18 protein-coding genes and 1 pseudogene are annotated in these 26,935 nt (G+C 59.1%); 13 read left to right on the top strand and 6 right to left on the bottom strand.

The annotated features are described in order from the left end of the window. The coding region (locus CRT23_RS27900) for a hypothetical protein (RefSeq protein WP_210202094.1) at positions 1 to 1,171 on the top strand (1,171 nt) is incomplete at its 5' end. 88 nt (positions 1,172 to 1,259) lie between these two features. On the opposite strand, the gene CRT23_RS20175 is transcribed toward CRT23_RS27900, so the two are convergent. Further along, the gene (locus CRT23_RS20175; protein WP_181017400.1) at positions 1,260 to 1,850 is read right to left on the bottom strand and encodes a TadE/TadG family type IV pilus assembly protein; all 591 of its coding nucleotides are present in this window, start codon (positions 1,848 to 1,850) and stop codon (positions 1,260 to 1,262) included. Positions 1,851 to 2,062: 212 nt separating this feature from the next. On the opposite strand from CRT23_RS20175, the gene CRT23_RS20170 reads away from it, so the two are divergent. From CRT23_RS20170 to CRT23_RS29245, 7 genes are all read left to right on the top strand, one after another. Next, positions 2,063 to 3,121, top strand: coding sequence for a TadE/TadG family type IV pilus assembly protein (locus CRT23_RS20170; RefSeq protein ID WP_103711463.1), 1,059 nt, complete (start codon positions 2,063 to 2,065; stop codon positions 3,119 to 3,121). 102 nt (positions 3,122 to 3,223) lie between these two features. Beyond that, positions 3,224 to 3,811, top strand: coding sequence for a TadE/TadG family type IV pilus assembly protein (locus CRT23_RS20165; protein WP_103711461.1), 588 nt, complete (start codon positions 3,224 to 3,226; stop codon positions 3,809 to 3,811). 11 nt (positions 3,812 to 3,822) lie between these two features. After that, on the top strand, positions 3,823 to 4,461 hold the full coding sequence (locus tag CRT23_RS20160) for a TadE/TadG family type IV pilus assembly protein (protein ID WP_103711459.1): 639 nt from the start codon (positions 3,823 to 3,825) through the stop codon (positions 4,459 to 4,461). A 344-nt stretch (positions 4,462 to 4,805) separates the two neighbouring features. After that, positions 4,806 to 5,027, top strand: a complete 222-nt coding sequence (locus CRT23_RS29775; RefSeq protein ID WP_348628877.1) for a recombinase family protein — start codon at positions 4,806 to 4,808, stop codon at positions 5,025 to 5,027. Between the two features lie 703 nt (positions 5,028 to 5,730). Beyond that, positions 5,731 to 6,717: a hypothetical protein gene (locus tag CRT23_RS20150; RefSeq protein ID WP_103711457.1), complete on the top strand. Its 987-nt coding sequence runs from the start codon at positions 5,731 to 5,733 to the stop codon at positions 6,715 to 6,717. A 158-nt stretch (positions 6,718 to 6,875) separates the two neighbouring features. After that, complete coding sequence (locus CRT23_RS20145; protein WP_103711455.1) at positions 6,876 to 7,319, top strand: hypothetical protein; 444 nt, start codon at positions 6,876 to 6,878, stop codon at positions 7,317 to 7,319. Positions 7,320 to 7,332: 13 nt separating this feature from the next. Further along, the gene (locus CRT23_RS29245) at positions 7,333 to 9,060 is read left to right on the top strand and encodes an AAA family ATPase (RefSeq protein ID WP_245436421.1); all 1,728 of its coding nucleotides are present in this window, start codon (positions 7,333 to 7,335) and stop codon (positions 9,058 to 9,060) included. A gap of 316 nt (positions 9,061 to 9,376) precedes the next feature. Here the strand turns inward: CRT23_RS29245 and glpT are convergent. The 3 genes and pseudogenes from glpT to CRT23_RS20125 form a co-directional block, all read right to left on the bottom strand. Continuing rightward, positions 9,377 to 10,723, bottom strand: a pseudogene (gene glpT / locus CRT23_RS20135) (glycerol-3-phosphate transporter). A gap of 217 nt (positions 10,724 to 10,940) precedes the next feature. Next, on the bottom strand, positions 10,941 to 12,443 hold the full coding sequence (glpD, locus tag CRT23_RS20130; RefSeq protein ID WP_103711453.1) for a glycerol-3-phosphate dehydrogenase: 1,503 nt from the start codon (positions 12,441 to 12,443) through the stop codon (positions 10,941 to 10,943). Between the two features lie 98 nt (positions 12,444 to 12,541). Further along, positions 12,542 to 13,303: a DeoR/GlpR family DNA-binding transcription regulator gene (locus CRT23_RS20125; RefSeq protein ID WP_103711451.1), complete on the bottom strand. Its 762-nt coding sequence runs from the start codon at positions 13,301 to 13,303 to the stop codon at positions 12,542 to 12,544. Between the two features lie 574 nt (positions 13,304 to 13,877). Between CRT23_RS20125 and CRT23_RS28555 the strand changes: the two genes are divergently transcribed. The 5 genes from CRT23_RS28555 to CRT23_RS20100 all read left to right on the top strand — a co-directional run bounded on the left by CRT23_RS28555 (position 13,878) and on the right by CRT23_RS20100 (position 25,596). After that, on the top strand, positions 13,878 to 14,099 hold the full coding sequence (locus CRT23_RS28555; RefSeq protein ID WP_162242085.1) for a hypothetical protein: 222 nt from the start codon (positions 13,878 to 13,880) through the stop codon (positions 14,097 to 14,099). 604 nt (positions 14,100 to 14,703) lie between these two features. Continuing rightward, on the top strand, positions 14,704 to 15,966 hold the full coding sequence (locus tag CRT23_RS20115; RefSeq protein WP_103711447.1) for a site-specific integrase: 1,263 nt from the start codon (positions 14,704 to 14,706) through the stop codon (positions 15,964 to 15,966). A 136-nt stretch (positions 15,967 to 16,102) separates the two neighbouring features. Continuing rightward, entirely contained in the window at positions 16,103 to 16,684 is a 582-nt protein-coding gene (locus CRT23_RS27895) for a hypothetical protein (protein ID WP_146056434.1), read from the top strand. 599 nt (positions 16,685 to 17,283) lie between these two features. Then, a complete protein-coding gene (locus tag CRT23_RS20105) occupies positions 17,284 to 19,833 on the top strand; it encodes a bifunctional DNA primase/polymerase (RefSeq protein WP_181017399.1) in 2,550 nt (849 codons plus the stop codon). A gap of 1,560 nt (positions 19,834 to 21,393) precedes the next feature. Then, a complete protein-coding gene (locus tag CRT23_RS20100) occupies positions 21,394 to 25,596 on the top strand; it encodes a hypothetical protein (protein ID WP_103711441.1) in 4,203 nt (1,400 codons plus the stop codon). Here the strand turns inward: CRT23_RS20100 and CRT23_RS27890 are convergent. After that, positions 25,589 to 26,155, bottom strand: coding sequence for an SLATT domain-containing protein (locus tag CRT23_RS27890; protein WP_181017398.1), 567 nt, complete (start codon positions 26,153 to 26,155; stop codon positions 25,589 to 25,591). The genes CRT23_RS20100 and CRT23_RS27890 overlap by 8 nt on opposite strands. Then, on the bottom strand, positions 26,145 to 26,528 hold the full coding sequence (locus CRT23_RS28550) for a hypothetical protein (protein ID WP_181017397.1): 384 nt from the start codon (positions 26,526 to 26,528) through the stop codon (positions 26,145 to 26,147). The genes CRT23_RS27890 and CRT23_RS28550 overlap by 11 nt, the downstream gene beginning before the upstream one ends. Positions 26,529 to 26,935 lie beyond the last annotated feature (407 nt).

The raw sequence follows: 26,935 nt of genomic DNA, 5'->3' as shown, positions 1-26,935 counted from the left end.
TGTCCATCGGACTGCGCCGATGGGCCCATGCGTTCTGATCAGTGAGGCTTGGTATAAGGTGCAGGTTCTGGCAAACCATACATCCGTTCGTGTGACCGTCTCTGAGCAGATCCCATTAAGTTTCGGCAAGATCCTCAATATGCCCACTGTAGAGGTAAACGTTGCCTCTACCGCCAAGCTTTCGGGCACAACGCGTCTGTGTCTCCTCGCCCTGGACCCGTCATCGCCCGGCGCCTTTCATCTCGAAAGCGCCGCTCGCATCACTGCCGGTGATTGTTCGATCTACTCGAATTCGAACAGCACTTCTGGCATTCAAGCCGAGAACGCTGCAGTGGCCACGGCACTGACCATCTGTTCAGCGGGAGGCTACTCCGGGTCGAGGGCAAACTTCACGCCACCTCCGGCCACAAACTGTCCGGCCTTGCGCGATCCCTTAGCGGATCGCGTTGGACCCCCGGTCGGATCTTGTGTTGATCTCAGCAACTACACCAATCCTAAGAAAAGTGAGGGCGATCCCGACAACCCGAAGTATGGAGCAAACGTCGTGAGTGGATCAGTGACATTGGATCCAGGAACATACTGCGGCGGTTTGCACCTTACGAAGAAGGCGCAAGTAACGCTGCGATCCGGTGTCTATATCATGAAGGACGGCCCTCTTGTCGTTGACAAGATGGCCTCGATGACCGGTACGAACGTTGGGTTCTATTTCGCAGGCAACAGTCCAGGCCTTCTCTTTGATCAAGATAGCGTGATCAGCCTCACGGCTCCCAAGGAAGGAGCGATGAGCGGTCTCTTATTTTTCGAAGATCGCAACGTTGCAAGCGCTTTATCGCTGCCTTCGCCACCCAGTGGAAAAGCACCCGTTCCTCTGCTCAAAGCCGTTTTCAACGTCCTACTACCGGGGCAGAAAATGCCGACATTACGTGAATACAGAATTATTAGTGACAATGCACGCAATCTCCTGGGAACGATATACCTACCCGTAGGGCGCTTGATCATTGACTCGAAGCGAACGATTGCAGACCAGTCAGCCTACACGGTCATCGTGGCTCGCCTGATCAACCTCTATGACGGCCCGAACCTGATGCTGAACGCCCGCTACGGCAGCACCGATGTGCCCGTGCCGGCCGGCGTCGGACCGAGCTCGGCCGACACGCAGCTCACGCAGTAGGCCCGAGCCACCGACGCGTAGCTTCGCGCGACAGAGCTAGCTCGGCCGTTAGACAGATTTCCGGAGGAGACAAGGCCAGTCCGCCCGTTCACCGTGGTGGACAGGAGGCGCCTTTCCCAAGGACAACTTCGGGGCTCATGCTCGCGTAGCGCCGGCCGTAGCGGACCGGCCACAGGGTCTTGCGGGTGATGACGAAGCCCGGGCCGCCATCCCTGAACAGGGACGAGCCGGTCACCGGCTTGTAGGGCGCGCTGATCTCCACGAGCAGCAGGCGCGTCCCCTTCGGCTGCAGGCTGTCGGTGGCGGCCACCGGAGCCGGCGAACCGGGGGCACGAACCGACGACCCCGCCGCGGCCACGCTGGAGCAGATCTGCAGCGGACCAGTCTCGCCGTCACCGACCACCCCCACCGCGCTCACGGTCATCTGCACCCCGGTGCCGTCGAAGGGCGCGAGCACGATGGGCGCCACCTGGAACACGTCGTTCACCTCGTCCGCCGTCGGCATCGTGCGCTGGGAGAGCGTGTCGCCGATGGTGCGGGACAGGGTGTCGACCTTGCGCACGTTGCGCATCACGCTCGTGATCTCCACCGTTCCAAAATAGATGAGCAGCAGCACCGGTACGATCAGGGCGAATTCGACGATCGCGACGCCGTCCTCCCGACGAACGAAGGACGGCAACCGCATTATCTGAGCGAGTAAGGAGCGACCCATAAGCCAGATGTACAGACGGTACTATTCAGTCAAAGGCGGCGAGGTTCCGCGGCACGCAGCTTAGCATCTTATCATGCAACAATCAGAGACACACGGGTGATTTAGAATATGTAAACGGGGGGCATGCGAAACGTCATACCATCTTTGAAGGGGATGTTTCTCGTAGAAACAATCGAACCATGCCACGAATAGCTTGCTTCGGACGCTCCGAAAACGGCAACATCATCGTTCTTTTTGCGCTATTCCTGCCGGTTCTATTCGGTGTTGGAGGCGCTGCTATTGACTACGGCAATGCTGTCCGTATCCGGGCCGTTGAAGCGTCTGTTGCAGACGCTACGGCATTACTAGTCGCAAACGCCGATACAGTTACAGCTGCAACCGAGGCATTTAATCTTGCTAACTCTCAACTGATTGCGAGCTTAGGAGACCAAACTGCGACGGGTGGTTTCAAGGTCACCGGTAACTGGATTGACGGATCTAACTACCGCGTTACTGTTTCCATGACCATGAAGACGTCGTTGATACACCTCCTACCCGGGATGCCGAAAGAAATTGTTGTCAGCACAGCAACAACCGTCAACCGCGTGGCTCCGGTATACGAAACATCTGCGCCTACGTTGACACAGCTCTCGCCCGAGGCAGGAGATTACAACCGTGTGTACATGTACTGCTATTCATCTGATCCAAAGAGGCAAAAGGATGCCGATGCGGGTCGGAGGGGACTCGCACCAATTGCCGACAACGCATCTCCACCAACCAACTACGATATGAGCAAAGTTCCAGTGTGTGGCCAGAACGAAGCCGTGAGTTACATGCTTCGTAACGTTCGTGATGCCCGTACGACACCCTCAAGGTGGAACAACACTGGATCCGACACCTATAATTATTTCACGGATATCGTCATCGATACCGGAACACGCGTACAAACAATGAATATGAAGGGCAGCAACATGGGTACGAATGCATCGGTTGATGTCGTAAGATACCCGATGTTGGAAACCATTGTTTGTGATAGTCTCAAAGATTGCAATCCTAAGTCATCCGGCGGAGTCATTCCGGATCGTCGCACAGGAAGAACGCCATCTGTAGCGAAAGGAAGCTGTGAGGAAGGGAAGTACATGTACTATGGGTGGGAGGACCGTCCCGGTGGCGACCAGGACTACGATGACATACGCGTGATCGTTACCTGCCCGAAGCAGGTCAAAGTTGTCGATAAAAAAATTCGGATAACTGAGTAGCAGCTTAAATAACCGGACAACATTCTAGCGGAAGGCACATCGCAGTTTTAGGTTAGATTTCTTTGTATTAAGTTCTTCAACAATATTAGATAGGCTAAGGCTTTGGAGAACAGGCAATACTTTAGAAGGTTCGCCGGTAATACGGATGGCGCGTCAGCGGTCGAGTTTGCGTTAGTCTCAATTCCTTTCATACTGGTGATTGGAGCAATTTTCCAGCTCTGCCTTATCAATTGGGCTAGTCAGAACCTCGATGAGTCTCTTCAGAAATCTGCCCGCACCATCTATACAGGCAACTTTCAGGCAGCGAATAAGAGCCAAAGATCGTCTGACGCACTTATACAAAGTTTGAAAGACAGCATCTGTGGAGCGGCTGCGCCAAACAGCGGGAGAGTGTTTGGGTGTTCGGACCTAAAAATCGACGTTTCGACGAGCACCTCATTCGCCGCTAGTAAATCCGCTACGGCGTTCGACGAGCAAACCGGCACTTGGTCCAAGGACTTCGGAACTAAGTATACCCGCGCAAAACCTGGTGATATCGTGGTCATCACGGCAGCTTTGAAATATCCCGTGGCGTTTAGATTTCTGAACATAGGATTTGTGAGTTTTGGTGATGGATCTCGACTCATCATGTCGACGGTCGTCATGCAGACAGAGCCTTACGACACATCGTCCGGATCGTCATGCTCATAAGAACATCTTAAATGCTCTTGTATCAATACATCTTGGCTTTAGCGTCGCGATTTCGTGTCGATACAAGAGCTGTGTCTGCGATAGAGTTCGCCCTGATCCTACCAATTATTCTTGCAATACTCGTTGGCTCGCTTGAATTTAGTCGGGCACTTGATAATCGCCGTAAAGTAGCATTGCTTGCGCGAACGCTTGCGGACCTGACCTCGCAGGCGGCTACGACTTCGCCGGTTACGGCTGCGGCCATGAACGATATTATAGCAAGCTCGCAACTCGTCTTGCGGCCATTCGCGAGTAGCTCTGCAAAAATAACGGTCAGCGCACTAGGTTTAGATCTAAAGAGTATAGGTAGCAATCCCCGCGTTTGCTCCAGCTTCGCATCGAATAACGCGACAGTTCGGAATGTTGGACTTGCTGGAGACCTATCTGTTCCACCCGGTTTCCGCGCAGTTGGCATGCGGTATATCCTGGCTGAAGTTCAAATGCCCTACGCTCCGGTGTTCGGAAGTGGAATTATGAACCTCTTGGGTGGTATAGATAATAACTTTACATTCAAAGCAGCAGTTGCTTGGCCGGTTCGAGCAGGAAAAGCCTATAAGACGAATAGCTACAACGAAATAATTCTTCCAAACGGCTCAGAGTGCCCACAATAATGTAGAAATGTGATAGTCTAAGATCTTATATCCGTTGACAACTTAGCAATAGGGATCAGTCTATTATTCTGCAAAAATAATATCCTGAAATAGTCATATGATGTCTTTATCTTTCATATACTCACGGATACATTAGCTTACAAAACAGATCTTAGCATATAAATTGATATTCGTGAGCTTCCGACATGCGCTGGACGCATAGGTGTCAAATGTCAGAGATCCGATCGTTTTCTCAGCATCATCAACGAACCCAGTTCGAGCAGCCGAAAATCTTCCCGTTTCCATCGGGAAAATATGACCGAATTTCTATTGCGGATTAGACCCCGTTCGGCGACTGTCCAGACATGCTCGTCGGATATGCTCGCGTCCCCACCCTCGACCAGAACCTCGACATGCAGCGCGATGCGCTGACCAAGGCCGGATGCGAAAAGCTTTGCGAGGAGAAGAAGTCCGCCAATGCCGGAACCAAGCGCTCGGCGTTCGAGACGGCCCCGCCTATCTACGTCCGACCTACGTACTCATGGCGTAGAAGCTCGACCGTCTCGGCCGGTCGCTCGTCGAAATAGTGCGCACGATCGTCGTCTCACGGGTCTAAGCAATCCACTTTTCACTCAATGACCTGGGGGTTCGATAGCGGCACCGCCCACGGCAGCTTCGCCCCACAGATGCATGCCGCTATAGCGATGCGTTTCCTACACCTCACTCTTCGTTGTTTCAAAATTAACTATGCCTGGAAAAGAGGCATCGGCATGCGTGAGAAAGCGCAGCAGAGGGCTTTCCAGGATCCCCGCATTGCACCAGGTTGAACCCGGTCAGACTCTGCACGTGGCGTCCGCTTTAGCGAGCGGCCGCCACCGGTGTTAGCGCACCGAGCAGCGGCCTGACCACCGTCGTATCGGATAAGGATACCACCATGGCTACGAGCCCCTTTAGCGGCGTTACGCCGTTCGCGAAACCGTCCCCGCAGCGGAAGTTCGATCTTGCTGCCGATCCGGACCGGTCGCCCCTCCAGACCTGAAGCCCGAGAGCCCCACACCCGCCTCGATGCGGCCCGCGCTGACGCGGGAGCGTATCGTCGCGTGCGTGCGTGATCGCGTGGCCGCCGCATCGCCCGATGCGGTGCGCCCGCAAAGCCCCCTCGCCCCTCTTCATCGACGCCTCGTGGAATGCCCGACCGGCGCGCCTTCGCACCCGGGCCCCACCGCACAACGCGCCGCTGTTCTTGCGACCGGGTGCGTCCGCGCGTCTACTTTCCTGGAGACGACCCTCTTGTCCTTCTTTCTCACCAACCCGTCCGCCGTGCACACCACCTGCCGCGTCGAACACCTCGACGGCGATCCTCTCGGTGTCCGCATGGTCACCAACCCCGGTTCGTCCGCCGTCGTGCTCGCCGCCCCCTGGCCCCGCCGCGACGCCCTCGTGGCCGGAGCCGGAAGCTTACGCATCGCTGCCTACATCCTTGCCGGCTCGGTCGAACTCGAGGGCACGAGTTGGGCCGTGTACAATGGCGAGACGATCAACCTCGGCCAGCGCCTGGCGTGTCACGGCCGCGATCCGTCCAAGGTCTTTGTCTCCAGTGTCTTTGTCCTGACCAGCCGCGATCCGCTGTTCGGCAAGGGGCATGTCATGGGCCTGCAATGGCTCATCGACGCGCGGATCGAGCGCACCGGGCGAGCGCACATCCTGCGCGGCGCGCGCCCGAGCCGCCCCGACCTCGATGCCGCGACCTGGACCGGCCTCGAGCGCCTGCTCGACGATGCCCGCCACGGGCTGGTGGCCCTGGGCTGCCGCCTGTTCGAGCCGATCCGGCCGGAGGCCACCGAACGGCGCGAGTTCGAACGCCTCGCCGGCCCTGCCGGTGGAGACCCCACGAGCGGGCGAGACAAGGAGGCGGCTGGTTCGAGCGCGTTCACCGAGCGAATGACGGGCTTGCGCGAGGGCGCCACCCTGGCCGGGCCCATCGAGCCGCGCCGGCTCTACCTCGTGCACCGCGATGTCTGGGCTCATGCCGTGGCCATCGACGGCAATGTCACGATCCGGGCCGGCTCTGAGATCCGCCGCAGCGGATACGCGACCATGCCCCAGGGCATCCAGCTCGATCGCGAGCGGCTGTTTGCCTCCGACATCGTGGTCGAGATCCCCGACACCGATCGTTGGCGCCTGACCCGCGACATCAACGTGTCCTCGCTCTCCTCGGCGGCAAAGTTCGTCACCGGCTCCCACGTCCACGCCGCGAGCTGGAAGCCGATGCCCTGATCGCGAACGGGCTGCAGCCGAGGATCGGCTGCAGCCCGCCGTCTCCGACGCGCTCGTCTTCCTCTCTCCCCGCGCTGCGCCTTCCTCCCTCCCTCCCACCCTGCCCGTTCGCATCGCTGCGCCGCGTCGGCGCCGATGCCCTCTCGAGGTCTGCCCGCATGAGCTCCGATCCTGTCACCCGCCCGCCGGCCGCGTCGTCCGTGTGCCCCCTGCCCGGCGTGCCCCTGACCTGGTGGCGGACCCGTCTGCCCGAAGCCCTCGATCCTGCCGCGCAGAAGCGCCTGCGCGCCGAGCTCCGCGCGGCGCCCGCCCTGCCGCTCCCCGGCTGGGAGGCGGCAATCCAGGCCGATGCGACCGCCGCGATCGGTGTCGCGATCCCGGTCCTGGCGGCGGGCCTGGCCTATCCCAACTGCCTCGACCGGGCGCTCTCGCCGGTGTTGCTCTGTGCCGTCCTCGGGGATCCGACCTGCCGTGATCTCCTCGTGCATGCCCTGGGTCGTCGCGCCCGGCGCCGCGCTGATCTCGACGCCCTGCGTCTCGCCCATCGCTGGTGCCGCAGAGGGCATGAGGGCTCCTCGTCGATCATCGTACCCGGCCGCTGAGGAGGACCGCACCATGGCATTCTCCTCGACCGCCCCCCTGCCGCGCATCGACGCCGCGGCCGCCCGGCGGCTCATCCTGGCCGCGCTCCCGCGCCGCCTGCGCTTCTGCCTGGATGGCGACCTGCGGATCTCGGCCGCGCGTGAGGCGCTGAGCAGCGAGATCACATCCCTCGTGCCCGAGGCGGCTGCCCTTGCCGCGACCTGGTGCGCCTCCGCCATAGCTGCCGGAGCCGATCCCTGGTGCGATCCGGACCTCATCGCGGCCCGGAACGCCTTGGTGTCCCTTCTCGACTGGCATGCTGCCGCGGCCGATCTTTCCGCAGCACGGGCGCTCGCCGATCTTGTTACCTTAACCTCGTGCGGTGGCGCCGACGCGGCCGCGGCGGCGCGGCTCGCCTTGCCGCTCTGGCTCGAGGCTGAAACCCTGCCGGAGCTTTCCCTCCAGCTCTCGGCGATGGCCGAGGCGCAGACGAGGATCGGTTTGGGACGAGCGGCTCGCGGCGACGCGGAGGCGGACCGCGACATCCACGAGCAGGACGCGGAAGCGGTGCTGTTCGAGGCCTGGACCGGGGCGCTCGAGGGCGCGCTCCTGGCCTTGCGTGCGGCCGCCGCGTCCGTGGTCGCCGCCGCAGCCATTCTCAGTCGCGGCGCGACCAGCGAGACGCTGACCTGCAGCCTGCTGGTGCGTGCGCTGACCTTTTTCGGGGAGCGCCTGACCCAGCCGGTGGCTGACCAGGCGGGCGAGCGGGAGCGCCGGCGTCGCCGCGAAGCCGAGGCGGCCTTGGCCAAATCCGTGGCCGAACACCGTGAGACGTCGCGGGCCCTGAGCGCCTCGCGCGAGGTCGTGCCCACCTTGTCCGAAACTGCCGCGATCCCCGCGGGCCAGGTCCTCGTTGTGGCGGGCGTTCAGGAAACGGGGACCGACCGCGGTCGCAGCCTGAGCAAGGGTTACGAAGCCATCATCGGCCGCCTCGTCCCGCTCGCGCCGGTGCCGGACCTGCAGGCGCTGCGCTCTGTCTTGCAGTTCGAGTTTCCCTATGCGGTCGAGACCATCGATCGCTTGCTCACCGATCTGGTCGGCCGCTCTCACCTCCTGTTCCGTCCAACCCTGCTGGTTGGGCCGCCCGGCGCCGGCAAGAGCCGGCTGGTCGCGCGCGTGGCTCACCATCTCGGCGTCGGGCTCTGGCGGGTCGACGCGACCCACGACAGCGGGGCGGCGATTGGCGGTCTGGACCGGCGCTGGGCCACCGCCGAGCCCGCGCATCCAGCCATGGCGATCGCGCGCTTTGGCATCGCCAATCCGCTTATTCTGGTCGATGAACTCGAGAAGGCTTCGACACGCCGTGATTACGGGCGGCTCTGGGACAGCCTCCTGCCGTTGTTGGAGCCCGAAACGGCCGCCGCCTATCCGGATCCTGCGTTCCAGACGGCAGTGAACCTCAGCCATGTGAGCTGGCTCGCCACGGCCAACAGCACCAGCCTTCTGCCGGGACCGTTGCTCGACCGATTCCGTGTGATCGAGATGCCGGGCCCGACCGCCGCTGACCTCGAGGCTCTGTTGCCGTCGATCCTAGCCGGGATCGCCGCGCGCCGTGGGATCGATCCGCGTTTTCTGCCGGCGCTCGACAGCGCGGAGATCGCGATAACCCGTCGAGCTTGGCCGGGCGGCTCGATCCGCCGCCTCACCCGCATGGTAGAGACGATAGTCGCAGTGCGCGAGACAATGAACTTACTGCACTAATAATGAATTCTCTCTTCAAGTATTCATAATAATTGGAGCCGAAATTGGGGAATGAATGCTGTCAGGCTTAACGAATTATGCGCTGCGACAAAGATCCGACTCGCAATTATTTCCGTTCTGACAGCCAGTATGATTATCGTTGAAGCTGAGCGATATAAATTCATGATAAACTAGTATAGTTCATAGATGACATATTAAATAATGAGCACTGCTGAACATCGCATTGCGAAGCTTATCATCGAGAGCTCTGATTTCTCGGACTTTATTGAATGAATGTCAGAAATATTTGAATATTTGCGACTCATTTAGTTGAACATCACTGTGAGGACGGCGTTTCTGCGACGACTTTATGATGTCGAAGGGTTAAGCCGAGGAACACGATCGCTAGAACGCAGGACGCGAGCAGGAGGATGAAGCAGCCGTTCCAGCCGTAGCGATCCGTCGTGTAGCCCACCAGGGCACTGGCCGCCACTGAGCCGCCCAGGTAGCCGAACAGGCCAGTGAAGCCGGCGGCAGTTCCCGCTGCCTTTTTCGGGACTAGTTCCAGGGCCTGCAGGCCGATCAGCATGACGGGTCCGTAGATCAGGAAGCCGATGCAGATCAGCGCCCCGAGGTCGACACCTGGGTTTCCTTCCGGATTAAGCCAGTAGACCAAGGTCGCCACCATGACACCGACCATGAAGACGACGCCTGTCGCACCGCGGTTGCCGCGAAACAGTTTGTCAGAAAGCCAGCCACAGAGCAGCGTGCCGGGGATGCCGGCCCATTCATACAGGAAGTAGGCCCAGGAGGTTTTGTCGACGGAGAAGTGCTTGGCTTCCTTTAGGTAGGTAGGGGCCCAATCCAGCACGCCGTAGCGCAGCAGGTAGACGAAGACGTTGGCTAGCGCGATGTACCAAAGCAGGCGGTTCTGGAGCACGTGCTCGACGAAGATCTCCCGCGTGGAGAACTCGCGCTCATGGTTGGCGTCGTACCCCTCGGGGAAATCCTGCTTCCAGGTTTCCACGGACGGGAGGCCGCACGATTGCGGCGTATCGCGCATGGCCAGGAACGCGAAGACCGCCACCCCGAGCGCAACGGCCGCCGGGACATAGAAGGCCGAGTGCCAGTCATTCGTCCAGGCCAACCCGACGAGGAACAGGGGGCCGATCAGCCCGCCGCCGACATTGTGGGCCACATTCCAGACCGACACGACGCCGCCGCGTTCCTTCTGGGACCATCAATGGACCATGGTTCGGCCGCTCGGCGGCCAGCCCATGCCCTGGAACCAGCCGTTCAGGAACAACAGGATGAACATCGTAGTCAAGCTCGAAGTCGCCCAGGGGGCGAAGCCGAAGAGGAGCATCACCAAAGCCGACAGCACCAAGCCGATCGGCAGGAAGTACCGTGAATTCGAACGGTCCGAGACTAGACCCATCAGAAACTTGGACAGGCCGTACGCGATGGCGACCGCGGACAGGGCCGTCCCGAGTTCGCCGCGGCTGTAGCCCTGCTCGACGAGGTACGGCATGGCCAGGGAGAAGTTCTTGCGCAGCAGGTAGTAGCCTGCATAGCCGATGAAGATTCCTGCGAAGATCTGCCAGCGCAGGCGCCTGTACGTCGGATCGATGCGATCCGCAGGCAGGAGGGGCCGGTGGGACGCAGGAGCCAGAAAACCGATCATGGAGATCTTTCGTGCTTCGGACTGGGCGACGAGGTTGCTGTAGCGAAGAGCGGTATGGATCTTGGGATCAGGCGCCTGTTACGCGGAAGCGCCGGCGGATCGGTCGGTCTCGTCCAGTCGAAGCATTCGTTCCTCCTCTTTCGTGGCATGTCTCCGGCCAAGACCGGGCTGCCCTCGTTGATCGTCCTTGGAATGTGCGCTGAGCGAGTTCTCCCGCTCAGCCGGCCGCGGCGAGCTCCCCGGCCTGGTCCCGGAGGGTCGACATCCGAGCTGCAAGACCCGCGGTGTCATCCGCTGAAAAGGCGAGGCCGAGCTTGGAACGGCGCCAGAGCACGTCCTCGGCGGTACGGGCCCATTCGTGCATCATCATCCAGCGCAGTTCGCCTTCGTGCAGGCCGTGGCCCAGGTCCTCGCCCAGCCGCTCGGCAATGCGCAGAGCGTCTGTCCCATAAGCTGCCACCATGCGACGGACGGTGCTCAGCGCGAGACAGGGTGCCGCGTGAGCGAGGCGGTCCTCGACACCATCCACCGCGTCCACCGCAAAGTCGCCACCCGGAAGGGGCGCTGCCCCGGTCCAGGGCCCGCCGCGCGGACCGAGCCGGCGGCCAATCTCCGCCAAGGCATCTTCCGCCAGCTTGCGGTACGTCGTGATCTTGCCGCCGAAGACGTTCAGCACGGGGGCTTGGCCATCCACGCCCTCTGTCCGCAGAACGTAATCGCGTGTTGCCTCTTGTGCTTTCGAGGCCTTGTCATCAAAGAGCGGGCGCACGCCTGAAAAGCTCCAGACGATGTCCTCGCGACGCAGCGGCTGCGCGAAGTACTCGCTCGCAGCCCTGAGGAGGTAATCAGTCTCTTCCTCGGTGATGACCGCATCCGCCGGGTTACCCGTGAAGTCACGGTCCGTGGTTCCCACCAAGGTGGTGTCGTTCGCGTACGGGATGGCGAAGATGATTCGCCCGTCCGCATTCTGGAAAATGAAGGCGCGGTCATGGTCGTAGAGTTTGCGTACGACGATGTGTGAGCCCTGCACGAGACGCACGTGCCGCGCCTCGCTCTGACCCAGGGGCCCCTGGATCACTCGGTCGACCCAGGGCCCCGCCGCATTGACGAGGAAGCGCGCGGCCACCGTCTCCTCACGGCCGGACGCGAGGTCACGCTGCACGATGTGCCACAGATCGCCCGCGCGGCCGGCAGATATCACGCGCGTGCGCACCGCGATCTCAGCCCCCTTGGCCGAGGCGTCCCGCGCGTTCAGGACGACCAGGCGCGTGTCGTCCACGCGCGCATCCGAATACTCGAAGCCGCGCCGGAACTCGGGTTTGAGCGGAGCGCCGATCGGACCCGTAAGATCGACCCGGCGGGTGGCCGGTAAGCGCTTACGACCACCGAGATGATCGTACAGGAAGAGGCCGAGACGCAGGAGCCAGGCCGGCCGCAAGCCTGAATGCAAGGGGAGGACGAAGCGAAGGGGGCGCACAATATGCGGCGCGATGCTCCAGAGGACCTCGCGCTCGGTCAATGCCTCACGAACGAGGCGAAACTCATAGTGTTCGAGGTAGCGGAGACCACCGTGGATCAGCTTCGTCGACCAAGCCGAGGTGCCGCTGCCCAAGTCGTTCTGTTCGGCAAGAAAAACGGAGTAACCCCGGCCTGCCGCATCCCGTGCGATGCCGCAGCCGTTGATTCCCCCGCCGATGACGGCAACGTCGAACGTGCGCATGATCGTTTCCTCTTTCGTATCACCGACCTCAGATGCGGTTACGAAAGTGAGACGACTAAATACGAAACAAATCGAAAGTCAATCGCAAGCGACGACGCTTAGCGTCCCGTCTCGACGAGGCGGACTCCCGATGCTTTGCAAAGGTCGCGCACCGCCTCGCTCCGACAATGATCGGTGACGAAGGTCCCGATTTGGCTGAGTTGGGCAAGGCGAACAGGGGCTGTACGATCGAACTTCGTCGAATCGGAAACTAGGACGACGTGCCGGGCATTGGCGATAATCGCCTGCGCCACCCGCACCTCGCGATAGTCGAAATCGAGAAGCGAGCCGTCCTCGTCGATCGCCGAAGCGCCGATGACGGCGAAGTCCACCTTGAACTGTCGAATGATGTCCACGGCCGCCTCGCCGACGATCCCTCCATCAGAGCGGCGGATCAGGCCGCCGGCCACGATGCACTCGATGTCGGCGCTAGCCCGCAGGGCGTGGGCGACATTGAGATTGTTGGTGATCACCATCAGGCCGGAATGGCCGAGGAGCGCCCGAGCGACCGCCTCTGTCGTGGTGCCGATGTTGATGAAGAGGGACGAGCGATCCGGGATGAGGTCGGCCGTCGCGCGGGCGATGGCGGCCTTCTCCTGCGCCGCAATTGCGTTGCGGGCCTCGTAGTCGAGATTCTCCGCGCCTGATCCGAGGACCGCCCCGCCATGCACCCGCGACAGCAGCCGGGCTTCGCACAGGTCGTTCAGGTCCTTACGTATGGTTTGCGCACTAACCGTGAAGCGGACGGACAGGGCCTCGACCAGCACGCGTCCCTCCCCGCGCGCGAGGTCCATGATGGCGTTCTGACGCTCTGAGAGCATGCTGTCCGATCTCGATCTGATGAAACCGAAACCTGTTCGGGCGCGAGCGAAAGTGCAAGTCCTGATCGCGATCGAGTATGATGAACAGGGTATGCGTGGCGACCGCTGCCACCGCTGGGCCACGCCGCACTTGCCGAACGAGGGCTTCGGTAGAGTTCAGTTGGATCCTGTTCGAACCGTGAAACGAGGCAAACCGGCGCTCATCCCAGGCACTGAACGTTCTCGCACGCGGCTTTGTCTGCTGTGCCGGACGACAGCCGAAACGGAGCAGGCGGCGATCGATCATGGGCGGAACACCGATGCGTGCGCTCGGTCCCGACCGGGCCTGCCATCGACCCTCCGTCGTCACCATCGCGTAGCCATCCTGTCGGGGCCCGAGTAAGACGCCGGGCCTACGATCGCGAAGCCGACGGATCACATGCGCCCTCTGATCTTGACCCTGCCGCTGCTCCTCGCGGCTACCAGTGCCCACGCCGAGCCAGCATCGACCCTGGACGGATTATGGCAACTGCTCGGCTCCTGCGCCCGAGCGGTCGAAGGTCCTGAGGGGTCAAGCGGGTCAGAGGTGACCGTCTTGTTCAGCATCAAGCGCGATGGGAGCCTCCAGGGGCAGCCGCGGATCGCCTACTCCAGACTCGTCGGGGAGGACGCGGCCCAGAAGGCGTTTCTCGCCGAGGTGCTCGGCGGCATTGCGCGTTGCTTTCCGTTAGCGATCACGGATCGTCTCGGCGGTGCGATCGCCGGGCGACCGCTGCGACTGCGGGTGACGAACCGCGCGCGAGAGCGTCGCGCATAGTCATCGCGGCGCCGAGGCACGCGATATGGGGGGATCGTCCACCGCTTGCCCTTGACCGGCTGTAATCCTCAGAGGGCAAGCTAGAACCCATCTCGGAGATTGGACCATCCATGCAGCCCTGTGGCGGCTCTGGATCACAGTGTAAGCTCTTGTCGCGGTGGGCCTTCATGTGGCGGGATCGCTGTCTTCAGCCAGCGTCGTCGACCAGCAAGGTATGAACCCCTTCACCGTAGCCCCGACCGAGGCCAGCCAAGTAAGCGCGCTCGATTCATCGCACCGAACCCTACTGCGGGGCATGCGGTGACCTGACCACGTGCGAAATTTTCAGGGTATGAACCAGTGACATCGTATTGAAACGACGTCCTCCTGAACCGGCTGATTCATTGAGATGTTTGGTGGGTGCACAAGGGTTCGAACCTTGGACCCGCTGATTAAGAGTCACCAGCTGCGGCATAACGCAAGCTAACACGGCATAACACAAAAACGTAAAATTCCTCATTCTCCGCTTGCACTTACGGGAGAGTGTTAGCTAGCGTTGCAACGCTGTCACACGCTGTCTAACACCCTTGTTCCGTTACGTATCTGTTACGTGGAGCTCTCTACAATGGCCAAGCCACTCACTGCACGTGCTGTCGAGCAGGCGAAGCCAGAAGGGCGCGTGCGCGAGATCCCCGACGGCGGACTGCCCGGCCTCTATCTTGTCATCCAGCCCTCTGGAACTCGCTCGTTTACGCTGCGCTATCGCCACATCGGACGCACTCGCAACATGACTTTGGGGCGCTGGCCCGCCTTCTCGCTTGGTGAGGCACGAGACGCGGCTCGGACTGCACTCCGTGCAATCGAAGAAGGGCGTGACCCGGCCGGCGAGAAGCGCCACACCAAGACTGATTCCTCGACCCTTTGTTTAGAGGTGGCTCGCCTCTTTATCGAGCGTGACCAACGCCCCACCAACCGGACCTGGAAGGAAACAGCCAGGCTTTTGGGGCTCCGTCCTGATGATGCCCACTACACGCTTATCAAAGGCGGCATCATCGATCAGTGGTCTGGGCGGCGTATCGAGGAGATTCGTCGCCGAGACGTGATCGCTGTCCTCGACGCGCTGAGCGAAAAGCCGGCCACGAAGCAGAATACGTTTGCTGCCCTGCGCCGTCTCTTCAATTGGGCTCTCGCGCGGGACCTCATCGCCATCAGCCCCTGCGCCGGTGTCGAAGCTCCGTCGCCGAGCCCGGCACGGGAACGTATTCTTACCGACGACGAAATGTGTTGGTTCTGGTACGCCTGTGATGCTGTGGGGCCGCCCTTCGCACCACTCTTCCGGCTCTTGTGCCTAACAGGACAGAGGCGCGAGGAAGTAGGGGGAATGCGATGGGGCGAGTTGGATGGCAACCTGTGGACAATCCCCGCTGAACGCGTGAAGAACGGCCGCGAGCATTCACTTAACCTGCCCCTTTCCACGCTCGCAATCATCAAGGGCATCCCCCGCATACAGAACTGCTCGTTCGTGTTCTCGACAACAGGCAAGACGCCGGTGTCCGGCTACTCTGAGGCGAAGCGCAGGCTGGATAGCGCAATGCTTAAGCTAGCCCAGCGCGAGACCGCACGCGCTGACGTCCAGATCCCACCATGGCGCTTACACGACCTGCGTCGGACGGCCGCCTCCGGTATGGCGAAACTTGGCATTGGCCTTCCAGCCATTGAGAAGGTGCTAAACCACGTGAGTGGTTCATTCGGCGGCATCGTCGGAGTGTACCAGCGGCACGAGTTCAAAGCAGAGAAAGCCATAGCACTGGAAGCGTGGAACGGGCATGTCATGTCCTTAGTCAGAGCCGCTTCTTCAAAGGACACTTCGCGCCCCCTTCGTCGGTAACCAACACATAGAACTGACTTGCTCATGCGCCGCTGTGCATACGACAGCCGAGCACCGAACCGCTTAGATAAAGGCATTAGTGCTATGGAAGCCGATCGTATTCGGCTTAGGCTGGAACCGAACAATGCGAGATCCCTTGGACCCCGATGAAGCTTGGCTTGCAGATGCCGAGATTTGGCAAGAACAAATGGGTCCAATGCCGCCACGGCCGGATTGGGACGAGACCAATCTCGAGGTGTGGGTTCGCTGGGCTAATTGGATCCTAGACCACGGTGGTCAGCCCAACGCGGAACCCGAAAACAGATCCGACGAGTCAGAGTACGAGAGATTTCAGAAAGATTTCGCAGAACAGCTGGCCGAGGAAACAGCTTGGCTTGACGAAATCGAGCAGCTTCGCAGGAAGTACCCACGCCTCGCAGCGCGATTGCATGTTCGTGAAAGCTCACGGGCCCGCGGACGGCCGATAAAAGGATCTAAAAGCAACAGCAAGGATCATAGCAAAACTGCAGCAGCGCATGAGGCCGACATCAATGCGCAATTGGCGGCGCAGGACATTAAACACATTCGGGCCCTGTACCGGCAGTATTTTGGTAAACGCAACCGCCCGAGCAACCTGCCACCCCACCCTGAGGAGTTAGCCGCGGCACGTTGGAGCGCCGACGTCGCGATGGTTCGCGAAAAGAAGAGACGAGGAGTCTCGAAACCGCGCAAAAAATAGCGGCCGGTTTTTCTGTGTAGTTCGGCGACGCCGCTCTCGTTAGTACTCTGCTCAACAAGTTAAAACGGAGCAGAGGAAAATGAAATCCACTACAGAGCTCAGTCGCGAGCAGGAACAATGGCTTCCAGGGCCGCAGGTCGATAAGCGCTACGGTATCAGCGCGATGTCCCGTTGGCGGTGGATGCACGACCCCAAGCTCGGCTTTCCAGCACCCACTATAATTCGTCGGCGTACATTCTGGCGGCTCTCCGATTTGATCGATTGGGAGCAAAAGATGTCAGCTCGGCTGCCTTCAAAGATGGAGGCTGCGTAATGTCTAAGACACAGTATCGAAGAGCTGAACGCAAAACGGACCAGAGCGAGCGTGCATCTTCAGTTTCGCCGATGAAGTTCCAGCAATGTATCTGCGAACCATATGAGCATACAGACTATACCGGGATATTTCATGTCGGATGCACTGTACACGGCGGAAATTCTAAAGAAATTTGCTGCGCAATCAAGTTATGGAATTCTCAGCTTATGGAGCCCAACCCTGGTGAAGCCCCTGATTACGAAAAGGTCCAGTGCAAATGCGGCTTCAAATACTATAGGTGATCTCAGTGGACTATTCAAACGCGCAGTCTGAAGCAGATAGTGCAGACGTCGAAGACCTTCTGCCGGTTACACGCAAAACGTCGGATTACGAAACTTTCGCTGCTGCTCGAGATCTAATCAACCTAGGCTTCCAACTAGTACGTCTTAAACCTGGCACCAAGGAGCCAATTAGCAAGGCTTGGCAGAACAGCACTCCCACCGCCACAGAATTCCAGAGGGGAGTTGGTATTGGCGTCCAAGTCGGAATTAAATCAGGCGGGCTCATTGATATTGACCTAGATTGCCCTGAAGCTCGGCAGTTGGCCTCGTACTTATTTCCTGATGCGGTTGCGTTCCGTCGCAAAAGCCTGCCCCAGAAAGCACCAGGCCATCTGCTCTATCGCTGCATTGACATACCAGAGGAGGAGCAAAAAATCACGCGTTTTGATTTTAGGGGACAGGCCGAGGAAGCAGCTACAAACAGTCTAAATTTGCCGAAATCAGTTGTCCTCGAGATACGAGCTGGCAAAGGATACACAGTCTTTCCGCCGTCATTCCTTCCCTACGGAGGGGCCTCGGCGCACGACTCGGGCAAGGAACCGCTTGTCTGGAATAACGAAGGCGCTCCTAGCGCCATGCCTGATATAGGGTGGAAAGAGCTTCGTGCCCGCGTTGGCCTGCTCGCATTCCTGTCGGTTGTGCTGCGGATATATCCCCGAGAAGCTGGCGGCCGTGATGATTTTTGCCATCGGCTAAGCGGGGCACTGTTGGATGCTGGCATCGATGCTGAAAACTGTGACCGTATCATCGGCATCCTTGCTGACTCCGCAGAAGATACGGAGGCGGATGCCCGTCAAGGAAAGGCCGAGCGCGCAGCAATCCGCAGGCAGCAGGGGAAGCCGACGTCTACGTTGCATAGCTTCCTCGATTATGTCGGCCTAGGACCTTGCGAAAATCGAATTCGGCTTTGGCTACGTTTAGAGAAGATTGTAATAGCTGAGCAATTGGAGATACTTGATGGTGCCATAGCTGTGGACTCGCCCGAACTTCATTCGAAAGTCCTTCAGCTCAGCACGCTGCTACGAACCAAGTCCGGAAACGTTTACAAGCGAGGTGGGCAACTCGTCCGAATCTACACGCTGGAGAAGCCTGAACAGGTTACTAAGCAGGTGAGAGGCGAGGAGCAGGTGCTCCGTTTGCGCCCAGCCGGCCTTTTCGAGATTCGCGAGGCCACGCCGGGATGGATGGCGATTGAGGCAAGCCGGGTCGGCGGTAAGTTCTGCAAACGAAATCGTCTCGTCGAACCTCCAACGGAGCTGTTCCACCGTCTGCGCGACTACACGGACTCCCTTGATCTTCCTGACCTCCGTGGGATCACCATGACGCCGACGCTAACATGCGATCGGCCCGGGTACGATGCCCATTCGGGCATGTATCACGCCTACCCAGAAGGGCTGTTCCCGCCTAGCCCACCGGAACCCACGCGTGCGGATGCTGAGGCGGCCGTCGAGCGGCTCTGGACTCCGCTGCGCGGATTTCCCTTCCCTGATACCGCTTCAAGAGCGGTCGCGCTCTCAGCCATCATTTCGGCGGTACTGCGCGCAGATCTGCCTGGTGTTCCGATTCACCTAATCGACGCCCCCAGTGCAGGGACCGGAAAGACGTTACTGGCCAAACTGGTCGGGATCATTGCGACGGGCGTCCTCCCCACCATTCTAACTTACACAGGCGACGAGGAGGAGGACCGCAAGCAGCTCTCGGTCGCCCTGATGGCGGGGGCCCCTGTCATTCTGTTCGACAACATCAGCAAACCGCTCCGCGGCGACTTCCTTGCGGGCGTGGTCACCTCACCCGAGTTCGACGTCCGAATTCTCGGCAGGTCTGAAAACGTGAAGATCGACACACGGTCGCTTATCCTAGGATCGGGAAATAACACCGTCGTTCAAGGAGATCTCGGACGCCGGACGGTCCGGTGTAGGCTCGACGCAAACGTGGAGCGGCCTGAGGAGCGTATATTCGACTTCGATCCGCTAAATGAAGCTTTAACGTCGAGACCGCAGCTTGTAACAGATGCGTTGACAATCGTGCGGGCCTATCTTCTAGCCCACTGCCCCGCTCCTACAGCCCCCCTCGGCAGCTTCGAAAGATGGAGCCGTCTTGTTCGAGAACCCTTGATTTGGCTTGGACAAGGCGATCCAGCAGGTACTCGACTTGCCTTCGAGGACTTCGACCCGGAGCGTGAGGCCAAAACCAAGCTGATCCAAGCGTTGTTCAAGGGTTTCGGCTGCGGTCAATGGTTCAAGCTAGCCGACATCGATCGCGCTACCACAGCCGAGATGGTGCTGGTCAAAGAAGCCCTCACCGGCCTTCTCTACGAAAGCAGATGGGGGACGAGGCAACTCGGGAAGCTCTTGAGCCGGCATCGAGACGGTCCACTTCTCGGCGTTTCGATTAGGACTAGGATGGACCGACATGCCGGCGTGATGGAGTACAAACTGGACGGTGAGCCTACGCCGGAGCTCCTTCAAACACTTTCCACATCGGACGAAAGCGCCGAAGACAATTGCCCATTTTGAGACCGCGAGGTCGACAGGCGCCTCTGCTCCTGGGACTACTCAGAAAAACGTTCATGTTGTTCTTCGGATGTTACATTGGACGCGGGGTTTGCGGGTTTGGCGGGGGTGGCGTAAGCGGCTTGTGCCCCCCCCCCGCCTGCTTATTGTCGTTAAACAACAACAGCACAACGATTTTATATGCCGGCCTCCTTCAGGTAACACGGCAAGACCCAGCAAACCCGCTCGAGGCCTCTTAAACATCCAATCGACGCTTCCAGCAGCATCTACTTCCTGCACGCCACATCTCGCCTTTGTTCTGGGAAATGCGCATGGCTCGGCCGCGAACGAAAAGACACCTTCTTGTCGAGAATGCCGCCTGTCTCGACCTGAATGCCCTCAAACGCGCCGGCTTCTTGGTGCCTGGCAGGCAGATTCGCGGCGTCCTTCCGCTTTCCCATCACCTGTCCCGCACGCCTGCGGGTGCGGTTTGCGTTACGGGCTGCGTTCATAATGAGGAACACGGCTTCGTGATCATCAGGTTTGACCTGCGACGCAGACCCGCGGTGCAGCAGAACGTTTCCTTAGTCTCGGTGCCGCGTGTCCCTTACGGCGGCCGACGCTGGTTCTTCCTGTGCCCGCAGACCGGCGCCCGAGCCTGCCGCCTCTACCTGCCTCAGAGCGGCGAGCGCTTCCTTTCCCGCGAGGCACATGGGCTCCGCTACGCCTCTGAGCATGGAGCTCAGGATACCAACGACATTGCTCGAGTGTGCCGCCTCTACGCCCTCATTGCGGGTGACGCTCCGCCGAACGGAGCACTCAGCTCCCCTCCCTGTCGGGCGAAAGGGATGCACTCGGCAACTCATGCACGCCTGACATCCCGCCTGATGCACGTTCAGGTCCGCGTCGTAGAGCGACTCGGTGCATGGCTTGAGGCGCTGCGGCTCGATGAGCGGCGCACACCGTAGCTACAAGCCGCAAGAGCGCGGCTCAGACAGCTGGGAGCGTGTCGACCGGAGCAACTGTGCACTTCTCCGCTAGCCGCCGCTGTCGCCCTTCTGAGCGCCGCCTGGTTTGTGCACGCGGAAGCTTGACAGCTCCATGTGCCTGAACCCCGCTGGAACTCGCATATGAAGGCCGAGCGAGGAGGCCATCGCGGATAGTTGCAAACGCAGACGAAGCGCCTAACCGCCATGCTCGCTGAAGGGGGAATAACGGAAGGTGATGACCAGAAGCTGAAGTTCGGAAGTTCTGTTTCGGAGTTGGCCTTCCTGAGGTAGGCACACTCAGAGGCCGTCGGAGTACACACATCATAGTGTCGCGATGGACCTAGGAGGAAGCCTTTCGAGGACGCCGCGATCGGTTGGAGGAAGAAGGAGCTTTAGGCGCCGCCGGTAGTTTAGCCGGCGCCGTCTCATTCAGAGATGTTCGTATGGCCTTGCGGTACTGAAACAGCATTGGGATACCAATTATGAGAGGTTCCCCGGCAGCGGGAAGTGGTGAAACGAAACTCTCGATGATCTTTATCGATTTCTCCTTCCATTCGCCCTTTGCGTGGTTCCCATTCGCGTCTGGAACGCATGCATGACCGTTTCCAACAACGATCCTCATGCCGGGGGCGCCGTGAGCTCCGAAGAGACGTGGTCGGCGGAATGGTGGGCGGACTTCCTCAAACGTGAACTCGCAACGACGCGTGACGTATTCAGGTTGAAGCCGAGACTGCTGCTGGGTCAGGGCCGCAGCGAGCGCCAGACCGCAGGCGACTACGCGGGCCGCGAGTTGTTGGAACTCGTCCAGAATGCTGCCGACGCAGCCACAGAAGGCGGTGGCAATGGTCGAGTACTCATTGATGTCGGCCGGCAGGGTCTGATCGTCGCCAACACGGGTCAGCCTTTCCGGTCCAGGGGCGTCGAGTCCCTAATGACGCCGAATGCCAGCGACAAGCCTGGGCGCAATGCGACGCTTATTGGTGCGAAGGGCCTGGGGTTCAGAGCCCTACTCAACTGGTCCCACGAACCCGTCGTCTCGAGCGGTCATCTTGAGATTGCATTCTCCTCGGCCCATGCCGCTAGGCAAATCCGCGCACTGGCGGCTGAGAACGAGGAAATCGCCAAGATCCTGGCCGTCGAAGAAGAATTTCCTGCGCCTGTTCTGGGTTTCCCGGCGTTCGGACCGGATATCGAGGGATTGCCGAATGGCCCTCAACGTTCATTGCTTAAGAAGTCTCGGGAGCACAGGCAATCTGGCTACGACACGGTTATTGCGGCGCCCTTCGACGATCAACAAGCATACGAAAGGGCTGTAGTTCAAGCCGACGAGTTCGATTCGACCTTCCTATTGTTCGTGCCGTCCTTAGTGGAGATCGCGCTCAACGTCGAAGGCCGTCGCCCTGTCGTCTGGAAAAGACATTCCGTTGGCAAGGATGTGTACGAGATCGAGATCGTCGCCAGCAGCGCAGCAAATTCCCAGAAATGGATCTGCAAGCGCGAGAAGGGCGAAACGTCGATCAAGGGAAAGGCAACCACGTTCGAACTCGCCTTAGCCATTCGACTGGATCGGCCGATCGCGTCCTCGTTCCTGCATTCCTATTTTCCGACGAGCTTGCGCCTACCTTTTCCTGCATTATTCCACGCCACGCTAGAGCTTGCTTCCAACCGCAAAGCGATCCGCGAGAAGTCGGATCGCAATGACGCAGTTCTCCGTGCACTGGCGCACTTCTATGCGCGTGTTCTCAAGCAACTTGTCCGATCCAAGCAGATCGCCAATGCAATCGACTTTCTCGCACGGGACAAGGAGTTTCCAGACCCTCTTAAAACCTTCGAGGAGGAGGTCTACGAAGCTGTTCGGCCGTTGGAGCTCATCCCCACGATGCGTGGTCGGCGGCTGAGTGCGAAGACTGTTCGACGGGGTCCAGCCGGCTATGAGAGGCATCTGCCGGGCCGTCTCTTCGCGGATTTGGCAAAAAGCCGAAATGCAAGCGATCTCGCCGTGATGGGCAGACTTGGCATTGAAATACTCAAGGAAAGCGCGGTGCTCCGAGTTCTGCGAGCCGCCGAACTGACCATGGAGGAGCGCGCTACAGTCATCGCCGGCGTTGCCCGGACCATTCCCTTGTCGGATCACGTCAAGTGGAAGTGGCTGCTCGTGGACCAGCATGAACGAGCCTTTGCGCCGAGGAACACACCGTTCCCTCCGCCGGCTAATGAGACCAAGCTCCCGGAGCTCCCTACATGGGCTAGCTCTAAATTCATTCATCCCAAGCTATGGCGACTCCTTATGCGCAGGGTTGAGGGGCAGACGCCTAGGGAGAAGATACGGCAACTCTATGGCTTCGGCCTCACCGAATACAGCAACGAAAGCATTATCGCGTCGCTTCGGCAGCAAGCGGCGCGTACACTGGCGAGACGAGGCGCAGATCAAGGATTGGTGCAGCGTCAATTGCTGCAGACGGTCTTCGACCTGTACGACCCGCACAACCGGACCCCGCCGGGGACATTTAAGGTCTGTAGCGCTGATGGGGTGTGGCGCGAAGCCAAGGAACTCCACCTCTCGGCCGAGTACGGGACCACGGGTCGCATTAATGCCGCCCTGTACGCCAGTGCGCCGGAGCTCTTGCTCGCCAAAGCCAAAGAGAACGGCATCGTCGACGCCGCGCGGGATCCAGCGCAGTTCTTCATCTGGATCGGCGTCAATGAATGGCCCCGGACCGCAACTGTCGTCCTTCCAAACAACCTTCGTCAACGGCTGCTGGAAGTTTTGCCCGCCGAGGTTACCGTCAGCGACTCCAACTCGCACCAATCCTTCCAGAAAAACGAGATTCAGTGGGCTTACAATTTCGTCGCCGAATGCTCGATGATTGTTGGACTGGAGAACATCCTGGGGACCGCGGATAGCGATGCCATATTGGCTTGGCTGGGTCAGGATCCGAGATTCGACCAGGCTTCTCCTGAACCCTTTGCGACCTCGGCCAAGGGTCGGAAGGGCGGTGCATCCGGCTTCCGAAAGTATCATGGACCTCTTCCAGATATCGTTCGCGGATTGATCTCCGACACGCCTTGGTTGGCCTGCAAGGACGACACTCGTCGAGCGCCTGCGGAGTCGATGGTGCAGCCTTTGAGGCTTGCCGAACTCTTCAGCGTTCCACGTCCCGCCGCAGTGGGGAGTGACGAACGCTACGGACTGACCCATCCAATATGGCGGCGCGGATTGGAGAACGCGTCGGTGCCTCAGAATTTGGCACACCTCTCCGAGGGTAGGCTTTTCGATATCTTTCGAGGCCTCAAGGACCGCGAAGTCAATGGCGATGTCGTTCGGCGCCTGTACCAGCAGGTCTTAGAATTGGAGACATTCGACGCCGACCGCGCCCTGTCCGAGCGTCAAGAATTCCTCCGGCACGGCAAGCTATTGGTGAGAAAGGGGCATGAGCGGATCTGGGTGCGCCCATCGGAAGCCCTCTACGTGGATCAGACTGGCTTCCCCGCCGCTGCCCGTGACTTCCTCGCTCTTATCGAGTTACCACCTCGACGCAATACAGGGAATGTCGAGGAGCGCTTTGGTGTCAAGGCGTTCAGTCAGCAGCAGCACCGGATTGAGGTGATCAGCATCGACGAGGAACGAGGCGCGCTCGCTGCGATGCTGCGGTCGACTTTCGATCGAACCAAGCCTTTCATCCGGGCACTCCGAGCTTCCGATGGAAGCCCTGCTCCAAGACTAAGGCGTTTCGAACGGCTGCGACTATGCGTGGCGCACACCGTTGAGATTGCCGTCACCCTCGGTTCGCAGCGGAGGTTCGAGGGATCACTCGACTTGTGGAGCCACGTTCTCCGCGACGACGAATTGGTGGTCACTATCGATAATCGACTCAGCCCGGCTCAAGCTCAAGCACTGGCGCACGAGGCCGTCGCCGATGGCATTGCCGAGGTCCTCGAGCTACAGAGCGGGGCGGATTTCTCAAAGCTCCTGTCCGCCCCTGACGACGGTCTACGCTCAATACTTTTGCATCGTATGCTCCCGGATCTTTCGGACCAAGAGATGGACGAGCTCCTGGCCGACTTCGACCTTGATGACGAACACTACGACCCAGTGCAGGTGGACGCCTCCACTCTCTCAAGGAGTCCCGCTGCACCTCTGACTTCGCCCCCTGTTTCTCCGCTGACGCCAACAGTTGATACGAACTCCCCCGCCGTCCGCCCGGAGAACCCTTCCGCCGTTTCTGCCTCCAAGGTCGATCATGGGAAGACCGTGTCGCTTCCCGACCCAGGTCTACGCAGAAAGCTGCTGGTGCGAGTGGGCGGCGGCACAGGACCCCTAAGTGGCTCCGCGCCATTGGACCCCTACCGCGCTGGCGATGCTGAGGAGTGGGCATCCATGTTCGAAGAGAGCGAAGGGCGTTACCCCTTGGACGTGGACCATCTCCGGGGACAGGGAGCCTACGGATGCGATCGACTAAGCTTCGAATCCGCTTCCGATCGGGCTGCGTTCATGGAGGACCCGAAGCGCACCGATCTCGTAGCCCGCTTTATCGAGGTGAAGTCGGGCTCCATCGAACTGACGGAAACCGAGGTCCGGTCGGCAGAGATGAGAGGCGCGCGGTACTTCATTTACCGGATCGTGTTCGACGACGCCTCTCGAGATTCAGCTGACCTGACCATGTTGGCCGATCCCATCGCATATCGACAGGCCCTTCTGGCCCGGTACGAATTCCGGATTGATGCTGTCGACGACAGGCAACGCTATCAGCTACAAGCAGTATCTGATTTCGCAAAAGGAGAAGATAAATTTATTTAACCATAGAATTCGCCTTGTTATCTATTTGATAAGATACAGAACCCTCTTCTCGCTGCTTATCCACGCTTTTCCATGCCCACCTGGGGACTTGTGGGGCATCACGATTAATCTCGTTCAGCCGCTGACGATAGGTCTGTACCCGTTTGACTGCGGCTTCACATTGGCTGGAATCAGGAAAATCGGTTTCCCAGTTCTTGCAGTCTCGCCAGAGTGCATGCAGGCTCTCGGCGGCATTTCGATGACGACTGGCCGTCTCGTTGAGATTGAGAAATGCCGTGAGGCCGCTCAATAATGAAACGCTCAAGCTTAAGAACACAGAAATTCCGAGAAGAAGTGTCTCTCCGATTCCTGCGGTTGGTAAAACTGTTTTAGTTTGACTTGATATGATCCACGTCAGCATGATGGATAGTAGCATTGCGGGAAGTCCGAGATAAAGTTTGTGCACCCGCTCAAGTACTCGCGCTGCATGCCAATGAGCAAGTTTGGAGGACTCAGTGTCCTCAAGATGCCTTTGAACTTCTTCTTTAACTGCTTTGAAGTGCCTTTCGTCAAATGCCACGCTGGTCTCCCTTAGGAAGATCGTAAAAGCTCTGACGAATGTTTTCACATTTGCATTTAAGCAGATGTAACTGCTCTTTGCTGACCGAAAAACTTTCGTCCCATTCGGCCATGGTGCCAATTAGATAGGAACTCATAAGATCAGATCGCATCGCTTCTGTACTTAAAGTAGAGAACAACAATAAAATAGCATTGCTAGTACTAGAATATTTAATTCCACGGACAGCTAGCTGAGAAAATAAAAATGTTCGAAGTGCAGTCCAATGCAATGCTGCCGACTGTTCTCGCAGTCCGGCGTCTTCAAGCGCATGGGCGGCCTTTAGCTGTTTGGCCGCCAAGTGTTGTTTTGCATCAAACTCAAAGCTCTCTGCCATTTTCTCGAACATTCTTAATAAACCGCGTGCTATTTCCGTGAAACTGGTTGGCGTTGATAGGAAAACAGCTGATTAAAAACCCAGTACTCTGTGAGAGATCCGCTAGTACAGCAGATAACTTACAGATTACATCAAATGCTTCCATTTCGGCTGGAATGATAATCGCAATATCGATGTCGTCAGGTGAAGAATTCTTTAGTGCAGATCCGAATACCAGCAATGCCTCCGCGCAAGGTAGGACCGATCTGAGTTCGAGTCCAATCTCTTGAAGGGCATTATCGAGTGGGATTGCTGAGCGTATCGCCATCGCTGTTCTCTTTTAAACTCCCCTGCCTCCATGCAGCAAGCTGCTAGGCCACGTTTGTATAGGAAATGCGAGCTCAAAAATAGCTTACCAACTTAAGCCG

It is taken from the genome of Methylobacterium sp. V23 (assembly GCF_002917135.1).
Taxonomy (GTDB): Bacteria; Pseudomonadota; Alphaproteobacteria; order Rhizobiales; family Beijerinckiaceae; genus Methylobacterium.
This window is presented reverse-complemented; position numbering and strand designations above follow the sequence as displayed.

Coding starts and splice junctions, on each gene's coding strand:
- CRT23_RS20170 (WP_103711463.1), top strand. CDS start 2,063: ATGCCACGAATAGCTTGCTTCGGACGCTCCGAAAACGGCAACATCATC.
- CRT23_RS29775 (WP_348628877.1), top strand. CDS start 4,806: ATGCTCGTCGGATATGCTCGCGTCCCCACCCTCGACCAGAACCTCGAC.
- CRT23_RS28550 (WP_181017397.1), bottom strand. CDS start 26,528: ATGGCAGAGAGCTTTGAGTTTGATGCAAAACAACACTTGGCGGCCAAA.
- CRT23_RS20125 (WP_103711451.1), bottom strand. CDS start 13,303: ATGCTCTCAGAGCGTCAGAACGCCATCATGGACCTCGCGCGCGGGGAG.
- glpD (WP_103711453.1), bottom strand. CDS start 12,443: ATGCGCACGTTCGACGTTGCCGTCATCGGCGGGGGAATCAACGGCTGC.
- CRT23_RS29245 (WP_245436421.1), top strand. CDS start 7,333: ATGGCATTCTCCTCGACCGCCCCCCTGCCGCGCATCGACGCCGCGGCC.
- CRT23_RS20115 (WP_103711447.1), top strand. CDS start 14,704: ATGGCCAAGCCACTCACTGCACGTGCTGTCGAGCAGGCGAAGCCAGAA.
- CRT23_RS20145 (WP_103711455.1), top strand. CDS start 6,876: ATGAGCTCCGATCCTGTCACCCGCCCGCCGGCCGCGTCGTCCGTGTGC.
- CRT23_RS20160 (WP_103711459.1), top strand. CDS start 3,823: ATGCTCTTGTATCAATACATCTTGGCTTTAGCGTCGCGATTTCGTGTC.
- CRT23_RS20100 (WP_103711441.1), top strand. CDS start 21,394: ATGACCGTTTCCAACAACGATCCTCATGCCGGGGGCGCCGTGAGCTCC.